This is a genomic window from Planococcus sp. CPCC 101016 (assembly GCF_007859295.1).
Taxonomy (GTDB): domain Bacteria; phylum Bacillota; class Bacilli; order Bacillales_A; family Planococcaceae; genus Planococcus.
In genome coordinates, this window is record NZ_VOHB01000002.1 from 1,071,749 (window position 1) to 1,091,464 (window position 19,716).

General features: G+C 40.6%; 14 protein-coding genes. 10 read left to right on the forward strand and 4 right to left on the reverse strand.

From position 1 onward, the window contains the following. Positions 1-6 precede the first annotated feature (6 nt). From FQV26_RS04915 to FQV26_RS04945, 7 genes are all read left to right on the forward strand, one after another. Positions 7-1,455, forward strand: a complete 1,449-nt coding sequence (locus FQV26_RS04915) for a trypsin-like peptidase domain-containing protein (protein ID WP_146556245.1) — start codon at positions 7-9, stop codon at positions 1,453-1,455. Positions 1,456-1,638: 183 nt separating this feature from the next. After that, positions 1,639-2,649 carry a UDP-glucose 4-epimerase GalE gene (gene galE, locus FQV26_RS04920; protein ID WP_146556246.1) on the forward strand — a complete coding sequence of 337 codons (1,011 nt, stop codon included), beginning with the start codon at positions 1,639-1,641 and terminating at the stop codon, positions 2,647-2,649. Between the two features lie 39 nt (positions 2,650-2,688). Then, positions 2,689-3,480, forward strand: coding sequence for an ABC transporter permease (locus tag FQV26_RS04925; RefSeq protein ID WP_146556247.1), 792 nt, complete (start codon positions 2,689-2,691; stop codon positions 3,478-3,480). A gap of 26 nt (positions 3,481-3,506) precedes the next feature. Continuing rightward, positions 3,507-5,120 carry an ABC transporter ATP-binding protein gene (locus tag FQV26_RS04930; protein ID WP_186759630.1) on the forward strand — a complete coding sequence of 538 codons (1,614 nt, stop codon included), beginning with the start codon at positions 3,507-3,509 and terminating at the stop codon, positions 5,118-5,120. Between the two features lie 42 nt (positions 5,121-5,162). Then, complete coding sequence (locus FQV26_RS04935; protein WP_146556249.1) at positions 5,163-6,341, forward strand: glycosyltransferase; 1,179 nt, start codon at positions 5,163-5,165, stop codon at positions 6,339-6,341. Then, positions 6,328-9,000, forward strand: a complete 2,673-nt coding sequence (locus FQV26_RS04940; RefSeq protein WP_186759631.1) for a bifunctional glycosyltransferase/CDP-glycerol:glycerophosphate glycerophosphotransferase — start codon at positions 6,328-6,330, stop codon at positions 8,998-9,000. Before FQV26_RS04935 ends, FQV26_RS04940 begins: the two co-directional genes overlap by 14 nt. A 12-nt stretch (positions 9,001-9,012) precedes the next feature. Then, positions 9,013-10,560 carry a glycosyltransferase family 2 protein gene (locus tag FQV26_RS04945; protein WP_146556251.1) on the forward strand — a complete coding sequence of 516 codons (1,548 nt, stop codon included), beginning with the start codon at positions 9,013-9,015 and terminating at the stop codon, positions 10,558-10,560. A gap of 102 nt (positions 10,561-10,662) precedes the next feature. Here the strand turns inward: FQV26_RS04945 and FQV26_RS04950 are convergent, their stop codons facing one another. After that, positions 10,663-11,757 (reverse strand): acyltransferase family protein, encoded by a 1,095-nt coding sequence (locus FQV26_RS04950; RefSeq protein WP_146556252.1) that lies wholly within the window; start codon positions 11,755-11,757, stop codon positions 10,663-10,665. A gap of 210 nt (positions 11,758-11,967) precedes the next feature. Between FQV26_RS04950 and FQV26_RS04955 the strand changes: the two genes are divergently transcribed. Next, entirely contained in the window at positions 11,968-14,640 is a 2,673-nt protein-coding gene (locus tag FQV26_RS04955) for a CDP-glycerol glycerophosphotransferase family protein (protein ID WP_146556253.1), read from the forward strand. A gap of 88 nt (positions 14,641-14,728) precedes the next feature. Here FQV26_RS04955 and FQV26_RS04960 read toward each other — a convergent pair whose 3' ends face one another. Beyond that, the gene (locus tag FQV26_RS04960; protein ID WP_146556254.1) at positions 14,729-15,394 is read right to left on the reverse strand and encodes a class D sortase; all 666 of its coding nucleotides are present in this window, start codon (positions 15,392-15,394) and stop codon (positions 14,729-14,731) included. Beyond that, positions 15,394-16,623: a processed acidic surface protein gene (locus tag FQV26_RS04965; protein WP_146556255.1), complete on the reverse strand. Its 1,230-nt coding sequence runs from the start codon at positions 16,621-16,623 to the stop codon at positions 15,394-15,396. Before FQV26_RS04965 ends, FQV26_RS04960 begins: the two co-directional genes overlap by 1 nt. Positions 16,624-16,898: 275 nt before the next feature. On the opposite strand from FQV26_RS04965, the gene galU reads away from it, so the two are divergent. Further along, positions 16,899-17,783 (forward strand): UTP--glucose-1-phosphate uridylyltransferase GalU, encoded by an 885-nt coding sequence (galU, locus tag FQV26_RS04970; protein ID WP_146556256.1) that lies wholly within the window; start codon positions 16,899-16,901, stop codon positions 17,781-17,783. A gap of 86 nt (positions 17,784-17,869) precedes the next feature. Further along, on the forward strand, positions 17,870-18,430 hold the full coding sequence (locus FQV26_RS04975; protein ID WP_261384264.1) for a DUF4126 domain-containing protein: 561 nt from the start codon (positions 17,870-17,872) through the stop codon (positions 18,428-18,430). A gap of 78 nt (positions 18,431-18,508) precedes the next feature. Here the strand turns inward: FQV26_RS04975 and FQV26_RS04980 are convergent, their stop codons facing one another. Further along, entirely contained in the window at positions 18,509-19,708 is a 1,200-nt protein-coding gene (locus FQV26_RS04980; RefSeq protein WP_146556257.1) for a LysM peptidoglycan-binding domain-containing protein, read from the reverse strand. Positions 19,709-19,716 lie beyond the last annotated feature (8 nt).

Below are 19,716 nucleotides of genomic sequence, written 5' to 3' on the forward strand. Positions count from 1 at the left end.
ATAAACATGACGTGTAATAAATGTGGAACAGAAAATGAAGAAGGCGCGAAATTTTGCAAAAATTGCGGGCATTCGTTAATGCAAAGAAGAAGCAAGAAACAAAAAAAACGTAATTTTATTTATGCAATCGTACTGGTTTTGACATTGCTCGGTGTTGGAATCGGTTCTGCACAATTAATGGATGATGAGAAAGAACAGGCGGAGCCGCCAAAAGAAGAGCAGCAAGTTGAAAAAGAAACTGAACCAGTGGAGCCGGAAGTAAAAGAAGAGCCTGAGGAAGAGCCTGAAATCGAACCAGGTAAAGTGGAAAAGATTGAAGAACCTGAAGAGACGGTTCCAGCCGAAGATGAGACAGCAGGTACTGTAACAAAAGTGGAAAACGTAGTGCCGCCTTCCGAGCAGCCGGAAAAAGTGGAACCGAAGAAAAAAGAGAAAACGGCCATTATCAAAGAAGCCCAGCAAAAAGTCTATACTGTTTTGACAGAAGGCGGACAAGGCTCAGGATTCTTGTTCTCTGATACAGGCATGGTTGTCACCAATGCCCATGCTGTTGCAGGATTTACAGATGTTGTAGTCCGTAATATCAATGGTCAGGACCACCCTGGTACAGTTGTCGGCATTTCCGATGAATCCGATATTGCGTTGATCCATGTAGAAGCATTCGAAGGGATCACGCCTTTGGAAGTTGAGATGGAAGCAACGGATGTAGGAACTGAAGTTATTGCACTTGGCAGTCCAGCAGGGATGGAAAATACCGCGTCAATGGGATATCTGACAGGAATTGACCGTGACTTCTACCAGGAATTCACCTACGAAAATATTTATCAGATTGACGCGAAAATTGCACCGGGAAGCAGTGGTGGCCCATTAGTCGACGCAACAACCGGCAAAGTCATCGGCATTAACTCGCTAGTTATCGAAGAAGGCGATTCAATTGGCTTCTCGATTCCGATATATTCGATGTACGACCAATTGTCTCAGTGGGTTACAAACCCGATGTCAGCAGAAGAAGTCGCAGCTTTATTTAAAGTCTATGACGATTTCAGCGGCTACGAAGACGAAGATTATGAATACGATATTGATCTGGAAATGAAATTCAATGAAACCAACTTGAGTGAATTTATCGGTGATTTCCGTTATTACTACGAAACATCACTAAAAGAAGAAGACTTTTTCTATGTCCAGAATCTGTTGGTATATCAGAGTGACATCTACAATGGCATTTCCGAGTACATTACAGATATTGCAGGCAAGGGAATGGAGTTCAACTTTACGAAGCTCGAGATTTCAGGAATTGAAATTTTTGAGGACCACGCAATCGTTCATACGGAAGAAGCATTCGATCTTAAAGATGCAGCCGGAGAATGGTCAGTTCAGGAACGCAGCAAAACCTATACGATTGTTATGGACGAATACGGTTTTTACTATGTTTCCGATATTATTAACAAAGAATAACATCTGCTCAACTTAAAGCCGTCTTGTGAATCGATTGATTTCACAAGACGGCTTTTTTTTATATAAAAAGAATGATTAAGTCACATGTTTTGGTGGTAAATCGCAGTACATACAGTATAATAGAATCAATTACAATTATCTAAATATTCCAATTTATAAAAAACTTTAAAAAGAGGGATGTATATGGCGGTGCTCGTAACTGGGGGAGCAGGATTTATTGGCAGCCACGCTACTGTGGAATTGCTTGAAAATGGTTATAAAGTTGTGGTGGTGGATAATCTATCGAATAGCCAAATGGCTTCAATAGACCGCATAAAAGAAATGACCGGCAAGGAATTGGCTTTTCATCAAGTGGATCTACTGGATTATCAGGCTTTGGATGATGTTTTTTCCAAGTATGATATTTCAGCTGTGATGCATTTTGCCGGGTACAAAGCTGTAGGGCAATCAGTTGAAATGCCGCTTAGCTATTATAATAATAACATCACCGGCTCATTAACGCTGTGCGAGATCATGTTGAAACATGGTGTGCAGAAACTTGTTTTCAGTTCTTCTGCAACGGTTTACGGCCATCCCGAACGTGTGCCGATTGAAGAGTCGTTTTCCTTATCTGCTACTAATCCTTATGGACGCACCAAATTAATGATTGAAGAAATATTACGGGATTTGGCTGTTTCAAATCCTTCTTTCCGCATAGCGATTTTGCGTTATTTTAATCCGATCGGAGCGCATCCAAGCGGCAAACTGGGTGAAGATCCCCGAGGAATCCCAAATAACCTGATTCCTTTCATTACACAAGTAGCAATTGGGAAACGGCAGGAGCTGCAAGTATTCGGAGGAGATTACGATACCAGCGATGGCACTGGTGTACGTGATTACATCCATGTTATGGATTTGGTGAAGGGACATATTAAAGCGCTGGAATACCTGGAAGCACATGAAGGGGTGGAAACCTTTAATTTGGGGACAGGAATTGGCTATAGTGTATTGGATATTGTTCGCAGCTTCAATGAAGTGACAGGAAAAGAAATCCCTTATAAAATTACTGATAGAAGACCCGGTGATATTGGGGTTTGCTACGCCAATCCTAAAAAAGCGAAGACTTTGCTGGGATGGCAAGCCGAAAAAAATTTAAAAGAGATGTGTCGGGACTCCTGGAACTGGCAGGTTCAAAATCCCGATGGCTTCAATTAAACAGACCATCATTTTTGCAGGGTGCAGAGGGGTAGACTAATGTTTGATATTTATAAGGAAATGTGGAAGCGCCGAAAAATGATTCAGGCCCTTTCCATCCAGGAAATAAAAAGAGAATACGCAGGAACCCTTTTGGGATTTGTGTGGGGCCTCGCCAATCCGCTGATGCGAATTGCGGTTTTCTGGTTTGTTTTCAGTATAGGAGCAAGAGCTGGCGGCCCGGTCGATGGAGCTCCTTATTTTGCCTGGCTGGCGATTGGCATGGCCGCATGGTTTCTTCTTAATGACGGCTTTCGGCTTACACAAAAATCATTTCGAAGCAAAAGATCCATTATTAAGAATACACCTTTCCCGGTTGCCATATTGCCGGCCGTGCAGATCCTTTTTTCGTATTATATCCACTTGATCCTGTTGGCAGTGGTTTTCGTTTTGACGGCTTTATCACTTCAAACCGTCTCTCTCTATAATTTCCAGCTGATTTACTATGATTTTGCAGCGCTTATGCTGCTGTTGGGGATAGGTTCGATAACAGCTCCCTTGGTCGCGGTCAGCAAGGATTTTGGACGGTTTCTCGATACCATTCTGGTTTTCCTTTTCTGGATGACCCCAATTTTTTGGTCAGCTGATAATCTGGGCAGATTCGAGTGGATCATCAAGCTTAATCCGTTCCATTACATTGTCCAAGGTTACCGGGATTCTTTTTTCTATGACATTGGATTTTGGGAGCAGCCGGTGTATACCTTCTATTTTTGGGTCCTCGTATTTATTTTCTTCTTGTTGGGCAATTACTTGCATAAGCGAATGAAGCCGATATTCCTTGATACTTTGTAAGTTTTATTCTTGAAAGGCGGATCATGATGGATGTAGCAGTGAGTGTTAAAGATATCACAAAAAAATACAGTTTATATAAGGATCCATGGGGTCCGATCAAAGAAGTGGTCACCCGCAAGAAACTGCATAAAGATTTTTTTGCGCTGATGGGCGTGACAATTGAATTCCCTAAAGGGGAATCCATTGGCATCCTCGGGAAAAACGGCTCTGGTAAATCAACTTTGCTGAAAATCATCACAGGCATCACAGAACCGACTTCAGGGAAGGTGGATGTCCATGGGTCCATCGTGTTTCTTGATGTTAGTTCAGGCATTGATTCGGAATTAAGCGGCTACGACAATATTTTCATGAAAGGCACACTTCTGGGCTATTCAAAACAGGAAATGCTGGCGAAAATCGACGACATTATCGAGTTTTCAGAGCTGGGAGAATTTATTGGCCAGCCTGTAAAGAACTACTCTTCCGGAATGAAAGCCAAACTGGGATTTGCGATCTCAGTCAATGTAGATCCTGATATTTTAATCGTCGATGAAGCATTGGCGGTGGGGGACTCATCTTTCCAAAAAAAATGCATGGAAAAAATGAATGACTTTAAGCTTCAGGGAAAAACGATTATTTTTGTAAGCCATGATAATCATGCGGTCGAATCTTTTTGTTCAAAAGCTGCCTGGATCCATCAGGGAGAACTTATAACGTATGGCGATGCCAAATTCGTCGGCTCCATGTATGCGGAGTTTATGAGTGGAAGAAAACCGATTGAATCCATCCAGGCGGAAATTCAGTATGAGCATGCCATTGAACAGGTGCACTATGGAACGACAGAAGACGGCTTTAACCTTCAATTAAACGGGTTTGTTCGGGACCAGCAAATGGTCGATGTTCAAGGGCGCTTCCAGCTGGCTATACGGGATAACCGGACCGGGGAAACCGTCATGAAGGATTTGGAACCGGCAAGTAAAGGATTTACGGTCAGTTTCAGCGAAACAGAGTTTCCTTTGTTTTTCAAGCCGGGGAAATTCAATTTCTGGCTGCGTGAAGAAATGGAAAACAAAAAAGCAGTGGAGTTTTCCATTTGGGCAGGAAAGGCTGACATCAGAGAGCAGCAAAGCAAGGGAGCCGATCATTTTCAATACCAGTTCAAAGTTCAGCAAAACAGCCTGGAATTGGCGATTGAAAATATCGGAAAAGTGGAGCAGCAAGTTAACAGGATTTGGGTCGAAGACGAGTTGCTCCATATCGAAGGAGTCGCTTTTGTTCGAGGCTATGAAACAAAATTTGAAAATGACGTCTTGATGAAGTTTTATTTGACGGATCTCAGCAGTTTTGAACGCTGCGTGTTTCCTGTCGAAGTCAGTGAAACAGAAGAAATCACAGAAAATCCGGCTTATAATCCGCAAGGGAAAGTCTATAATTTTTCCCGCTTCAAAGTGGTGCTGGATATGGCAGAACTTGAGCCTGGAAGGTATGAAAGCCATTTGAGCTACCGGATGGCAAATGCGCCGCACCATCGGTTTTTGAATCTGGTCTGGGCATCAAAACTGAATGAATACCCGAGAGAGCCTTATTCTACAGAAACCTATACGGCTGATATCCAAACCGCGAACAAGTATCTGCGGCTCGAGAAGACGGCTAAATCATAATATAAACCGCTGAAGGCCAATCTATTCACAAGGAGTAATCATATGGAGCGAAAGAATATCGTTTTTCTAATCAATGAATTCAATAGCCATGGCGGTGCGCAACGGGTGGCTTCTATTTTGACGGAAGAATTTATGAAAGATGGTCATCATGTCTCCATTTTAAGTGTCAATGAACAGAAAAATGCTCCCAGTTATTTTTCGGAAGATGTTCCTGTAAAGCTCATCCACAAAGACAATTATCGGCCTCCTGCACCAATCGAGCTTTCTTCGAACTTGAAGCAGTGGCGGTTGATGAAAGTGTCAAAAGATCTGAAGCGCCGCTATCGTCTGCAGAAGCAGCGCAATAATGTGAAAAAGTTTTTTGAGGATTTCGGAGATGAAGAAGTGTATGTCATTGCGATTCAAGTTTATGGCATGCAATGGATGCAGCCGGTGCTTTATAAAAGAAACATCAAATTCATCGGCCAAAGCCATGAAAGTGTAGCAGCCGCTAAAAGTTCCCAGCGCTACAAACGGATACTGAGCCATTACCGCCAAGTTTCGAAGTTTCTTCTTCTGACACAAAAAGATGAAGAGCATTTTAAAGAGGCTGGGTTTACGAATACAGGAGTAATGTACAATCCCTCACCTTTTCGTCATTTCACCCCTCCAGAGACATTGTATCAGCATAAAAAAATCGTTTCCTCCGGAAGATTGGTAGCAGGCAAAGGTTTTGATGTCTTGATCGAGTCTTTTGCATCCGTGGCAGATACGCTGCCAGGATGGACACTTCATATTTATGGAGAAGGGCCAGCAGAAGGATCGCTCCAAAATCTCATTCGCATATTCGATCTGGAAGAGCGGGTCTTTTTGGAAGGGCAGACTGAAGACATTGAGGCTTCTTTAAGAGAAGCCAGTCTCTTTGTCCTGTCTTCAAAAGCAGAAGGCCTTCCTATGTCGTTGATAGAAGCACAGTCATGCGGTTTGCCATGTGTTTCCACTGATTGTGCTCCAGGCATTCGTGAAATCTTAACGGAGTATGAAGATAGCCTGATTGCACCTGTTGGAGATGTCCATCTAATAGGGCGGCATATAAAACGCTTGGCGGATAATCCAGAGCTGTTTTATTCCTATAGCAGGAAGGCTTATGAAAACAGCCTGAAGTTTGATAAGAAAGTCATCAAACAGCAATGGTATGAACTTTTTGAAGAGTTGGGAGGGCAACGAGATGGTCAATCGTAAAGATATGCAGCAGCCGCCGAAACTCTCTGTAGTCGTCATTGCCTTCAATAACGAATTGTACATAGAAGAAGCACTGCAATCGTTGCAAGAACAAACTTATGCCAATTTGGAAGTTGTAGTCGTCAACGATTTTTCAAGCGACCGGACAGGAGAACTGATTGATCGCTTTGTGGAAGGGAAGCCCAATTTTAAAGCTATTCATCTCCCTGAAAACAGCGGAGGCTGCAGTACGCCGCGGAATACCGGAATTGCCAATTCAACCGGCGAATACTTGATGTTCTTGGATGGAGACGATTGGTACACAGTGACGGCCTGTGAAAAAATGGTGGAAGCAATGGATCGCACCGATTCGGACTTTGTGGCAGGCCAAGTGATTCGCACTAATAATTACGAAATTTGGTACCACAAGCAATTGTATTCGACTGAACGCACCAACTTGAATATCCGGGAATTTATGGGGATGTTATTCGACAGTTTATCTGTCAATAAAATCTACAAACGATCGTTTCTGGATGCTCACCAGCTGCGGTTCCCCGAAGGCATCCATTATGAAGATATCGTTTTCACAGGAAAAGCTTATTTTCTTGCCGAATCATTCAGTATTATTCCGGAGCCGGTCTACTACTGGCGAGTGGTGGAAAACAGCGATGTGAAATCGATCACCAATCGGCGCTTTGAATTTGATAATTTTCAAAACCGCATCGTGGCCCACCGTTATTTCGACCAATTTCTGAGAGAAAGCGGAGCTTCGCTTTATCAAAAAGAAAAAAACAATAAATTTCTACGGCACGATCTAAAACTTTATACCAATGACTATCTCCTTTTTGATGAGGAATACAAAGAAAAGTTCCATGCACTGATCTATGACTATTTGCATGAAACAATGGACGAGTATGCGTTTTTGAACCTGGCGGAAAAGGATCGGATTCTCTACTACTTGCTGTACATCGGGGACCGTGCCGCATTTGATGATTACATTGCTTATATTAATGGATACGAAACGGTGGCCAACCGAATCCAAACAGTCGGAAGCCAGTATTATTTCAGTGCTTCCTCAACAGATGCTCACCATCAAAAATTCTTAAAAATGCAAGGTCCATTAATTACTTATCGCATTTCAACCATTCATTTGGATGAAAAAATTTTTTCATTCAAGGCGGATGTAAACATCAACTCAATTGATGATGATAGCATTACGTCCTTTTGGATGCTGCGAAACAGACAGACAGGAGCTACGCTCGTCTCAGAGAAAATGGAAGATGGAACAATCAGCTTCCATGTGGAAAACATGACGGAAGGCAATTACTATCTTTCCTTGTATGTAAATCATATGGGCAATCTCCACAAAGTATTAGTCAAGAAGTCTGAAATAAGCGAGTTGCCAAATATCGAAGTGAAAACGGGCAGCTTATCGAAAAGCATTTACATCAACCAAAAAAATTCCTTCTCTATCCGGGTTCAGCCATTGAAAAACATTGATCAAGTCAAATGGAGGTTAAAGCAAAGAAGAGCGGCGCAGTCTGCTAAAAAACCACAGTCCAAAGAGTCCGCTTTCCAAAAATGGGCGAAGCGCTGGATTCCCAAATTGCCGGTCCGCTCCAATTGGGTCTTGTTTGAAAGCCATATGGGCAAACAATACAGCGACAGCCCCAAGTATATATATGAGCAGTTAGTGAAAACAGACCGCAACTTTAAATACATCTGGTCTTTCCAGGACCCTGAAATTGTGGATTTGCCAGGTCCAGCCATAAAGGTGAAGAGAAACAGCCTGAAGCATCTTTATTACCTGAATCGTGCAAAGTATTGGGTCGACAATCAGGGAATGGCTCACCTTGCGGATAAGAAAGAACAGCAAGTTTATGTGCAAACCTGGCATGGCACTCCGCTGAAAAGAATGGGTTATGACCAGAAGAAGCTGCCAACTAACCAGGAACTTGCCAAGTTAAAGAAGCAAACCGACGTATGGGATTACTTGGTTTCTCCTAATCGATACACAAGCAAAGTGCTGAAGAGGGGATTCAGGTATGGCGGTGAAATTCTGGAGACAGGCTATCCGAGAAATGATCTGCTGATCAGCCAACCCCCGGAAATTCTGGAAAAGGCACGTATGCACCTAGGCGTATCTTCTGAAAAACGGGTCATCCTGTTCGCGCCGACATTTAGGGATTGGGATCCAAATTCATTCCAGCGTGTGCTGGATGACGTCCAGATTTTAAGTAAAGAGATCGGAGAAGACACTGTGCTTGTCCTTCGGCTCCATTACTTATTGTCAGATAAGATTGCCCAATTTGAATTGCCTCCGAACATTATAGATGCTTCGAATTATCAGGACATTCAAGAACTCTATTTAGTGGCCGACATGCTAATCACGGATTATTCGTCTGTCATGTTCGATTATGCGCTGCTGAAGCGGCCGATTTTACTGTATTGCTACGATTTGGATGAATATATTACTCGGCGTGGCATGTACTTCGACTTTGCTGACAAGGCACCTGGACCTGTCTGTGAAACGATAGATGAATTGCTCAATTACGTAACCCATCCTGAAAGACTCACTGAATATCGGGAAGCTTTGGACCAATTTGTTGAGGAGTTCGGAAGCTTGGAGGATGGAAAAGCTTCCGCTAAAGTGATTGAGAGTGTGTTTAGACAAAGATAAAGGGGGAAGAGTATGGCAATTCTCGTTTCTATCGTTATTCCTGTGTATAACGCAATTCCGTATTTAGAAGCTTGTTTGGAATCAGTTGCCATGCAGACCTATAAGAATCTTGAAGTAGTGGCAATCAATGATGGATCAACCGACTTAAGTGAAGAGACGCTTCAGCGATTTGCCCAAAACGACAAGCGTTTTCGGGTCTACTCACAGGACAATCACGGCTTGGGATACACGCGTAATCGCGGCATCTCTTTAAGCAGCGGGAGCTATATTTTCTTTTTGGATTCGGATGACATCATTCCGCCTAAAGCCATCCGTTCGCTGGTGGAAGCGGCAGAGGAAAGCGGGGCTGATTATGCGGTAGGCAAAGTGATCCGCTTCGACAAAGAGCGGCAGTATGCACCTCCCCGCCATGTGGAATTTGGTTTGTACCAGGAGAAAAAGTTAACGACGCTGCAGGAAAACCCGGAACTTCTCCAAGACAGCATAGCCTGCAATAAACTGTGGAAAAGGGAATTGCTCACTGATAACGGGATAAGATTCATAGAAGGAAAGTATTATGAAGACTTGTCTGTAACTTTAAAAGCGGCTGTCCTGGCAAAAAAAATTCAAGTCATTGATGAAGTCGTCTATAAATGGCGCATACGCGAAGGAGAACTTAAGCCGTCTATAACCCAACAGCAAATGAAACTGGAAAACACTGCGCACCGCCTTGAAGCCCTGACTGAAAATCGTCAGTGGCTGATTGCGACGAATAGGCCGCAGCAAATCATCGATGAGCACGATCTCAAAGGCTTACTGGACGTCATGCGCCTGCATGTTCTTAAGTTTTCCCTTATTATTGAACAGGAAAAGGATCAGTGGAAAAATCTAGTGTTGTCTTATCTAAGAAATATTCCACCCACTGTTGCCTCAAAATTACCCGATAAAGAAAAGTTGCTATACCAATTGCTGATGACCGAGAAAGATGAGGACCTGATGGGGGTTTCGCAGCTGCTCACGAATACAGAAAAGTCGCCAATTGTAAAACAGGAAAATGGCCTCTTTGTCTTTCAGGGAAGCGATGCGGAATACGATGTCACGAAATTCAATAAACCCAAGGTCGTTGTGGAAAATATCGAGAAGCAGGAAAGTTATTGGAATCTGTCTGGAACGGTATGGATTCCTAAAGCTTCGCAACCGCTAAAGGGGAACTTGTATGCCAGAGACAGAAAAACCAATCGGGAATTGCTAGTAGCCAGCCTCGAACTGGATCAAGCTGTTGAAGGGCAAGTCTATCCGTATGAAGAACAGACGTTCACAATCGAGCTGAATAGTAAACCGATGGCAGAAGCAAGTAAAGATACAACCTTTGATTTCTATTTCAGGCTGGATCAGTTTACCCGCTCGCCAAGAACCAGGGTACGGCTGCATTCCACATCCGACACTGCTGAACCTCTAAAAGTGGACAAGCAGATAATTACTCTTTACCGAACTAATTATGGAAATTTAAGTTCTACAATATCGAAACCACAGCGTCTAAAATCGTTGATTAAGAAATTTTTGCCATTAGAAAAACAATAAAAAAAGCACTTCCTTTGAGGAAGTGCTTTCGAAAGACTGTCGATTGAATTCACAGTCTTTTTTTTTCTGGTTTTTTACAAAAGAATTTAAGCAAGCAAAGTCTTATTGTTCATAATTTACATTCTGAGACCTCTTATCAAATGAGGCTTTATTTGAAGCTGCTGGCTCTAAATATTTTATTTTTCCAGTGAAGTGTCGTGTGAGTCCACTTTGATATAATAAGAACGCAACTCCGATGCAGGAAGAGATGGTGAGAAAAGCCATAATCGCTACATAAGCAAAGAAGTTATCGCCAAACGTCATTGAAAGTTTAGCGAAGTAAGGAAGAAAAACCATATGGGTTAAGTAGATAAAAAATGAAAAATTACTTATCATTACCAAGGTTTGATTGTCATAATTGAATTTACGAATTAACGCTACTAAAAGGAAGAACATACTCACAGAATACAGCAACATATCATATCGTTCACTTGAAATTCTTGTATAGTCCATTTCCAAATAATTATACATTATAATACCAAAACTGATAAGAGTCATCAAAACAGGCACCCATATCTTGTCTGTTAAAAATGTGATAAGTTGTTCATAGTATTGACCAATATAAAATGCGACAATAAAATAAAACAGCCACATAAAGATGTGTGTTTTGTACCAAAGTGGATAGTCAGTCAATATGAGATTTTGATAGAAGTTGACATGCACAAAACAGTATACATGTGCAAAAGAGATGGCGAACGAAATAAGTATAGGTCCAAGAGGATTAACCCGCGCCAAGTATTTTCCAATAAGCCAATGAAGAATGTAAAATTGGAAGATGACAATGACGAAAAATCCATACCATTGGCCTAATACTACCTTCTGGAAAGCAACTTCAATAAAAGAAGAAAAATCTTTATCAGAACCTCTGTAACTAACTATCAATCCAATCAATATGTAAGGCAATAAAATATACTTTATCCGTTTTAAGAAAAAGCCATTTTTTAATCCATTTGGGTAATTTTTAGACAGTAGAGTTTCGGATAATAATATGAATATAGGAGTAGAACAAAGTAAAGCAAATCTTAACCAAAGAATGTACTGATCATATGCAGCTTGGTCCACCTCTACATTTCTTAAGTAATTCGATATTGAGTGTGTAACCACGATAGAAAGGCACATGATGGCTCTAATAATATTAATTTCATTTAAATTTTTCACGTAATTTCTCCAATTAGCAAACCGATACTCGAAGCAGTAAGGTTATTTCTTTATTTGATAAAGCAAGTAAGCGTATTACCTGTTCACATTATTACAGTATAATTACTCTTTTTCGAACTGTCTATGCTTTTTTTAATTGACAGAAATTACAAGAATGATAACATTACATAAGATATTGTAATAATAAAACTGTTTGGGAGATAAATGGATATGATTTTAAAAAAGTTTTCAAGCAAATTGAAAAAAAGATTGGTAAAGCGAGTAGAAATAAAAAAATACTATTTTAAAGAGCAAAGTTTACTCTTCGAATTCAAATTGTCCAATTTTTTTACGTTAAAAAAGAACATCAAGGCAGAATTTGTATTCAATGAGGAAAGCCATCAATTAAGTTATGAACTAACGAACAACAGTGATTTGGTGGTTACGATACCGCAACAGCTGCTTGGGTTGGTTACTTCGAGTTCGAGCATGCAATTGACCATCAATAATAAGAAAATCTGGATTACTGAACATGATATGTATAAAGCAGGTGATTTTCAGGAAGCTCTACTAATAGGGAATAAGTTCTTATCAACGAAAGTGAAAAGAAATATCATTATAAACAATCGGTTTGCTGATTTTTACTTTATGGAGAATTCGATTGATTCACGAGTCCAGTCTGTTCAATACGATGTTCTAACCCTTTCTTTAAATGTACCGGATATAAAAATAGACAAGGATGCAAAAGTTGAACTGTATGCTTTTAATAACTTTCAATTCCGCATCTTGACAGGCACAAAAGATATGGAAAATGACACTGTTGTGCTCAAGGACTTTTCCGAAATGGCAGCAGGGTTGTGGAGGTTATTTATTCATGTTGATAATAAACTTTATCCACTGAATTTAGTAGAACCGTTTGACGACTCATTTAGCTCTTACCATCATCAGCTGAAGATCCTTAGTCGGAAATCCATCTTTTATTTAGAATTGATTCCACATTCGATGGAAATTGAGACTCTTTTTATTGAAGAAAAACAAAATTATGAGCACTCTTTGTCGTTTTCCCTTTCCAGTGAAAATACAGGATTTGAATATTCGCTTCAAGTAGATGAACCAAAAAGTGGAATGCTCAGGTCTTATCCATTAGTACGCAAAGATGGACAATTGCAAACATTTTTACCAATGGAAGATATGCTTGAAAACCTTTTTGTAAAACGTTTTTTCCTTGTTGAGCATAGTGAAGAACCTAAAGTTTATAGATTCAGATTAGATAAGCAACTACTCCATAACACCACCACACATTACAAGGTCGTATCGAATTCCCAATTTGTTAAATTGAGATTTTATCGCCGTAAAGATTTATCACTTGGCTTGGCAATGACTCAAGCTAAGCTGAAGAAAGCAATTTACGAAGTAAAAGATTTTCAGATAGAAGGGGTAATTGGTTCCATTGAAGAGTTTATTGGATCTAAAGCTTATCTGATGATTGAAGATCGTTTGTCTCAAGATTCACTTCAAGTCCCTATTACAGGTGAATTTTCTGTTGATTTTAATAGTTTGGATTTGATTGGAATCAAAAGCAAAGATAAAACGGTTCTTGACCTTTTCGTGGTTATTGAAAACCGTGCGGGTGAAATCATCCGTAAAGAAAAAATTAGATATAATAAAGCTCATTATAAAAAAGACAATTATTACAGCTACAAAAAGCAGTTTGATGAACAAGGCAACGAACACCATTTTATGATCACAACTACTCCTTTTAATAATGTGAAAGTAGAGTCATTTACCGTCAGAAGCCATATACAGATTCCCGAAGATATGGATACAAAAGATGAAAATATTTGGCTGATGGGTGAACGTACAAATACTGCTCAAGATAATGGGATTGTCTTTTTCAAATGGCTGCAGAAAAATACATCTATCGAATCCTATTATGTAATAGAAGAAGACAGTTCAGATTATGAGCATATCAAGCACCTTCCGAATGTATTAATTTTTGGTTCAGACAGACATTTTGAAGTGGCCTTCAAAGCAAAAGTGCTGCTTGGCACTCATGATTTAGAAAATATTTTGCCTTATAAACCGGCAAAAGGCTTTTTCGGATACGAAGAAACTGTGAAAATTTTCCTTCAACATGGTGTATTGGGGCGTAAAAACGTTGAATATCATAAAAAAAATTACGATATGCCGTTTGATTTATTTATTGTCAGCTCGGATCCTGAAAAGCAAGTCATTGTCATGGATGAGATGGGTTATGAGGATCACGAAGTAGCAGCAACTGGTCTGGCGCGTTTTGATAACCTGATTCAGGTTAATCCTCCAAGAGACATTTTATTGATGCCGACCTGGCGTGATTGGATTAATACAGATGAACAGTTTTTGAAGAGTGAGTATTTCCTTGCATATGCCAATTTAATTCAAAATGAAAAATTACTTGGATTGCTTGAAGAATATAATGTGAATATAAACTTTTATCCTCATTACCGGGCACAAGATTATTTCCAAAGTGAAATAGATAACATGCACGATCGCATAAAATTCATTCCACTCGGGTCACAGACTGTTCAGCAACTATTAATTGATCATGCTTTGCTGATTACGGATTATAGCAGCGTAAGTTTTGACTTTACTTTGCTTAACAAGCCCGTTGTTTATTATCATTTTGATGTGGAACGTTTTTTCCGAAAAGGAATTTTACGTCCAATCGAAGAAACTTTTATAGGCGGCATAGGCTCTTATGAAGAAGAGCTTGTAACAATAATTGAGGATAGAATTAAAAGCAACTTCGCTAATTTTGAGTATGAAATTACGGGTATTATTAAACATCAAGACCAGCAAAACAGCTTAAGAATTTATAATGAAGTTCAAAAATTAATAGAAACTAAAGAAGTTTCAAAAGTATAGAAATTTTGTTCGAACTTTTATTGGCAATAAGTTAAACATAACAAAAAGAGCAGCGAGATTTATACTCACTGCTCTTTTTGTTGTAATTTTATTCGCTAGCAACTAAGTCAGCTACCAGTATATAACGGTCAGGTGCATATCCGACATAATCAAACGGATAGCAGGTAGAAACAGTTAAAGTGGCACGTGGTTTTGGAACAATGACGGTGCGATCATCTTCATCTACAATCCGTACTTGACGGACTTTGTAGGTGAAGGTTCCAGAAAAAGTTTTGACAATCAGGATATCGCCTTTGCCAACTTCGCCAAGCTCACGAAATACCGTGTCGCGATGGCCCGATAATACCGAATTGTCATTTTCGCCAGGCATTACGCTTTGAGCGAAATGCCCTACACCTTTTTCCAATTCGGCTTCATCGGTGCCATGTATAATTGGCAAACTGGCTTCTAGCTTAGGAATGATCAGCTCCCCCATTAAGTCGCCAATTTCAGGAGTTTCAGGATACTCAGAATTGGTCTCTGATTTAATGGCTTCCTGCTTTTCCGGATTCTCAGGAATTTCGATGGCCGGAGATTCCTGTTTACTGCTGAATTCTTTTGCTTCGACATTGCCGGTTTTATAAAGCATATAGCCTTTTAAGAAAGTGGCTGTGCTGGTAGTACTGAACCATAGGCCGGACAAGATAAGGACAAGAGATAAAGAAAGAAGAAGCGGTTTTTTGCTTCTTCTTTTTTCATTATTATTTTTCATCATTAGTTTTCTTCAGCTCGAAAACGGCGGAATAGAACAATACCAGCTGCAAGCAAAACTAATCCAAAAATCGCATTTGTTGCAAAATCAGAAGCTGTAGCCGGTAATTTTCCACCTGTTACAGTCTGAGTAGTAGTTGGAGAAGTTTGATTGCTTGGAGAAGTTTGATTGTTTGGAGCAGTCGGCGTAATTGCAGCCGGTTTTTCTGCTACAGGAGCTGTAATGACTTTTTCTACTGTATCCAAGCTGTTGCCTGTATCTACAATCAAATCAGAACCGAACATATCAGCAGTTAAAAGAATATCAGCTAAGAATACATCTTTCAGGTTGTAGATTTCAATCAGAAGATCTGCACCGTCAGTCGATTCAAGCGTCATAAGAGTGGCTAATGAAACAGGTGTTTTCTGGCCGTCTTTTACAAAGAAATAAGTTGTTTTCAGTTCAAGCAAGTCAATCATGTCGTTGTAAATATCCATAAGTTCGGCAATCTGCTCGGCAGTCAGTTCGTCAGCAGTTTCAAAATCGCCGATCGCCATCATGCGGTCGCTTAGTTGTGTCAATTTTTGTTCGAAAGCAGGATCTTCGTAATCCAATGTTTCCAAATGGGCGATTAATCTTTCGATTTCTTCTTCAGTCAAACCCAATTCAGTAAAAAGACCATCGACATCAATTTCGTATTCACCCATCTCTTGATAGAAAAGAAGGCTAGACTCTAAATCTTCAATGTACTCATAGTAGGAAAGGGAGTCGTCGTAATCCTGCAAAAACGATTCCAGCTCTTTTTCCGAAGCAAAGCCGTACTCATCCATAAGCTCCTTCAGGTTAGTGGCATCGATTGGCGTTCCTACAAAGTCTTCTAAATAGAATGCGATGTAGAATTCAAGGTCTTCGATGAAAATCAGGTAGATGCCATCAAGAACATCTTGCCCGTACTCAAGGTCCCCGTATTCATAAAGCAATTGATTCATTTCTGTACGTGTCAGGTTATGCTTACTAGCTAAAGCTTGAACATTTTTTTCAGTTAATGGTGTACCTAGCTCATCAACCGTATCATAGTCGTTCAACGACCAGTCCTTGCTCTCCAAATAGTCGAGATAAGCTTGTTTTTCCCACTTGATCTCCGTTAAAAACTGATCGAATTTCGCATCGTCCGATTTAATGGCAAATGCTGAGAACGGCATTGCACTGAGGGCGAATCCTAAAACTAACAAAAATACGGCTAAACGTTTCATTTTTTTCCTCCTGAGTATAATAAATGGAATATCTAGAATATTATAGTCTTGGTTTACATTTATTAACATAGGTATTTATATTCATATAACTTGAATTTTAAAGGGAATTGAAAAATATTAATGAAATGTGGTTTTCAGCTTCAAGCCAGCGCAATTTATTAGCTGGGTAATTCGGCTTTTCTTCACTATAGAAAAGGGATAGGAGGTTCTGAAATTTCGTTAAAATGGTATGATGGAAGAAACAATAGAGCCTAAACAAAAGGAGGTTCTTTTCGATGTCTGTTAGAAAAGCGATTATTCCAGCTGCAGGTCTTGGAACACGTTTTTTACCAGCCACTAAAGCCATGCCGAAAGAAATGCTGCCAATTGTGGACAAGCCAACCATTCAGTACATTGTGGAAGAAGCCATAGCCTCCGGAATTGAAAGCATTATTATCGTCACTGGAAAAGGAAAACGGGCAATCGAAGATCATTTTGATCATGCACATGAATTGGAAGCTGCTTTGCTGGAAAAAGGGAAATTGGAAATGCTGGAGACGGTCCTTCAAACCTCGAAGCTGGAAATTCATTATATCCGGCAAAAGCACCCGCTTGGTTTGGGGCATGCCATTTGGTCGGCTCGCAACTTTATTGGTGACGAAGCTTTTGCGGTATTGTTGGGCGATGACATTGTAGTAAACGAGGAACCATGTCTGGCTCAGTTAATCAATCAGTTTGAAAAAATCGGGAAATCCATTATTGGAGTTCAACAGGTTCCAATAGAAGAAACTTATCGTTATGGAATCATCGATCCGATTTCGATGGATGGCCAACTGATGAAAGTAAAAAATTTCGTTGAGAAGCCGGCAATGGGAAGCGCGCCTTCCAATTATGCTATCATGGGACGCTATATTCTGACTCCTGAAATTTTCGGGTTTTTAGGTGAGCATCAATTAGGCGCGGGTGGAGAAATTCAACTTACAGATTCTATCCAGAAACTAAACGAAATACAGAAAGTTTTTGCTTTTGAGTTTGAAGGGCGCAGATACGATGTAGGAGAAAAATACGGTTTTATCGAAACAACGATAGACTTTGCCTTGAAGCGTCCCGAGCTCAAAGAACCCTTATTAAAGCTTTTTGAAAAAATTTTACGTGAGGAAGCAAGGCGGCACGGGGTATAGAACTATAGTGAATTGAACTGCATAAAACTGCCAGCGGAACCTACGTTCCAGTATACTGATAAAAAACGAAGGCATGGGAGGTCAACATGATGGAAACCATTCTGGCAATATGCATCGGGTTGGCATTAAGTGCAACAGTGGGTTTTAGGATTTTTACACCTTTGTTAATTACAGGGTTGTTTGTCCATTTAGACTGGCTGACACTTTCGGAAGGATTCAGCTGGATTGGCAGCACTCCAGCGATCATCGCATTTGCCGCAGCCACCCTTTTTGAAGTCGCGGTCAATTACATTCCGGCTGTAGGTTCGTTTATGAAAATGATTGCAACTCCCATTGCCGCATTGGCTGGTATTCTGCTGACCGCTTCTTTTATTGGGGACATGAGTCCCTTTTTGGAATGGAGCATTGCCATCATCGGCGGAGGAGGGGTAGCTACTACTTCACATGCGACGATTACAGCTGTTAAAGGAGTTAGTGAAACTGCTTTGTTGAGTCCGGCCGTTTCTGCAGCAGAAGATGCTGCTGCAACATTTGTGCCTATTTTGATATTCATCGCCCCAATTTTGTCCATTCTTTTCTTGCTCACTATGGGGTTCATGATTTTTAAGTTATACCGCAGATTTCTATACAGGCCCAAAGCCATATAAAAAAGAGCTGAAATTGACTTTCAGCTCTTTTTTATATGGAGTTAAATGCATCTCTGATTTTTGCTTTCGGCTTACCGACTATCTGGGAATCACCAGCACTTGTCCGACACGAATCGAGTTGACGTTGGAAATTTTATTGGCAGCAGCGATTTTGGCAACGGTAGTGTTATAGGTACGTGCAATGCTATACAAAGTATCTCCTGCTTTAACGGTATATTTAACGGAAACGGCAGGAGGGGGTGCAGTGGTTTTTCCAGGAATCGTCAATACCTGGCCAACACGGATCAAGTTGTAGTTGGTGATATTGTTGGCTTTGGCTAATGCTGATACAGTCACATTGTATTTACGTGCAATGCTGTAAAGGGTGTCTCCTGCTTTAACGGTATATTTGACAGAAGCGGCAGGAGGCGGTGTAGTGGTTTTTCCAGGAATCGTCAACACTTGGCCGACATGGATCAAATTGTAATTGGTAATATTGTTGGCTTTGGCCAATGCGGATACGGTCACATTGTATTTTTTCGCGATGCTATAGAGCGTGTCTCCTGCTTTAACGGTATATTTGGTTCCGCTTACGGGTGCGGCAGGCAATTTCAATAATTCGGAGACAGTAACAAATTTGTAGCCTTGTGCTTTCAACTTGCTGATCATACCTGGCAGTGCACCTGGAGTTCCGGATGCTCCTGCGCCTGTGTGCATTAAAATGATTGATCCTGGGACAATGTTGTTCATAACCTTATTGGTGATCTGTGTAGAGGAAACGCCTTTCCAGTCAACAGTGTCGATATTCCACTGTATGGTATGGGTATATTCTGCATCACCAACAGCTTTAAGAACGGATGCATTGGAAGAACCGAATGGCGGTCTGAAAATCGGTTTGGTCGATTTTCCTGTTATATCCTTAATGGTTGCTTCTGTAGTATCAAGTTCAGCTTTTATTTTAGCTGCGCTCAACTTCACAAAGTCAGGATGGGAGTATGAGTGGTTGCCGAGCTGGTGGCCTTTGTTCGAAATGTTCTTAATCCAGGAAGGATGGTTTTTTGCTCCTGAACCAGTTAAAAAGAACGTAGCTTTCACATTATTCGCAGAGAGGACATCCAGAATTTTGTTAATGTTCGTTCCATCTGAACCGTCGTCGAAAGTGAGGGCGACTACTTTGCTGGTCGTATTGCCTTTTGTAATATATGTGGAGCTTGCTGCTTGCGACTGGCTAGAGAAAGAAAAGACAGTAAACAGGACTAGCAAAATGGCTGCTGAAACTTTAATCCATTTAAAAAGCATTTTTCTCA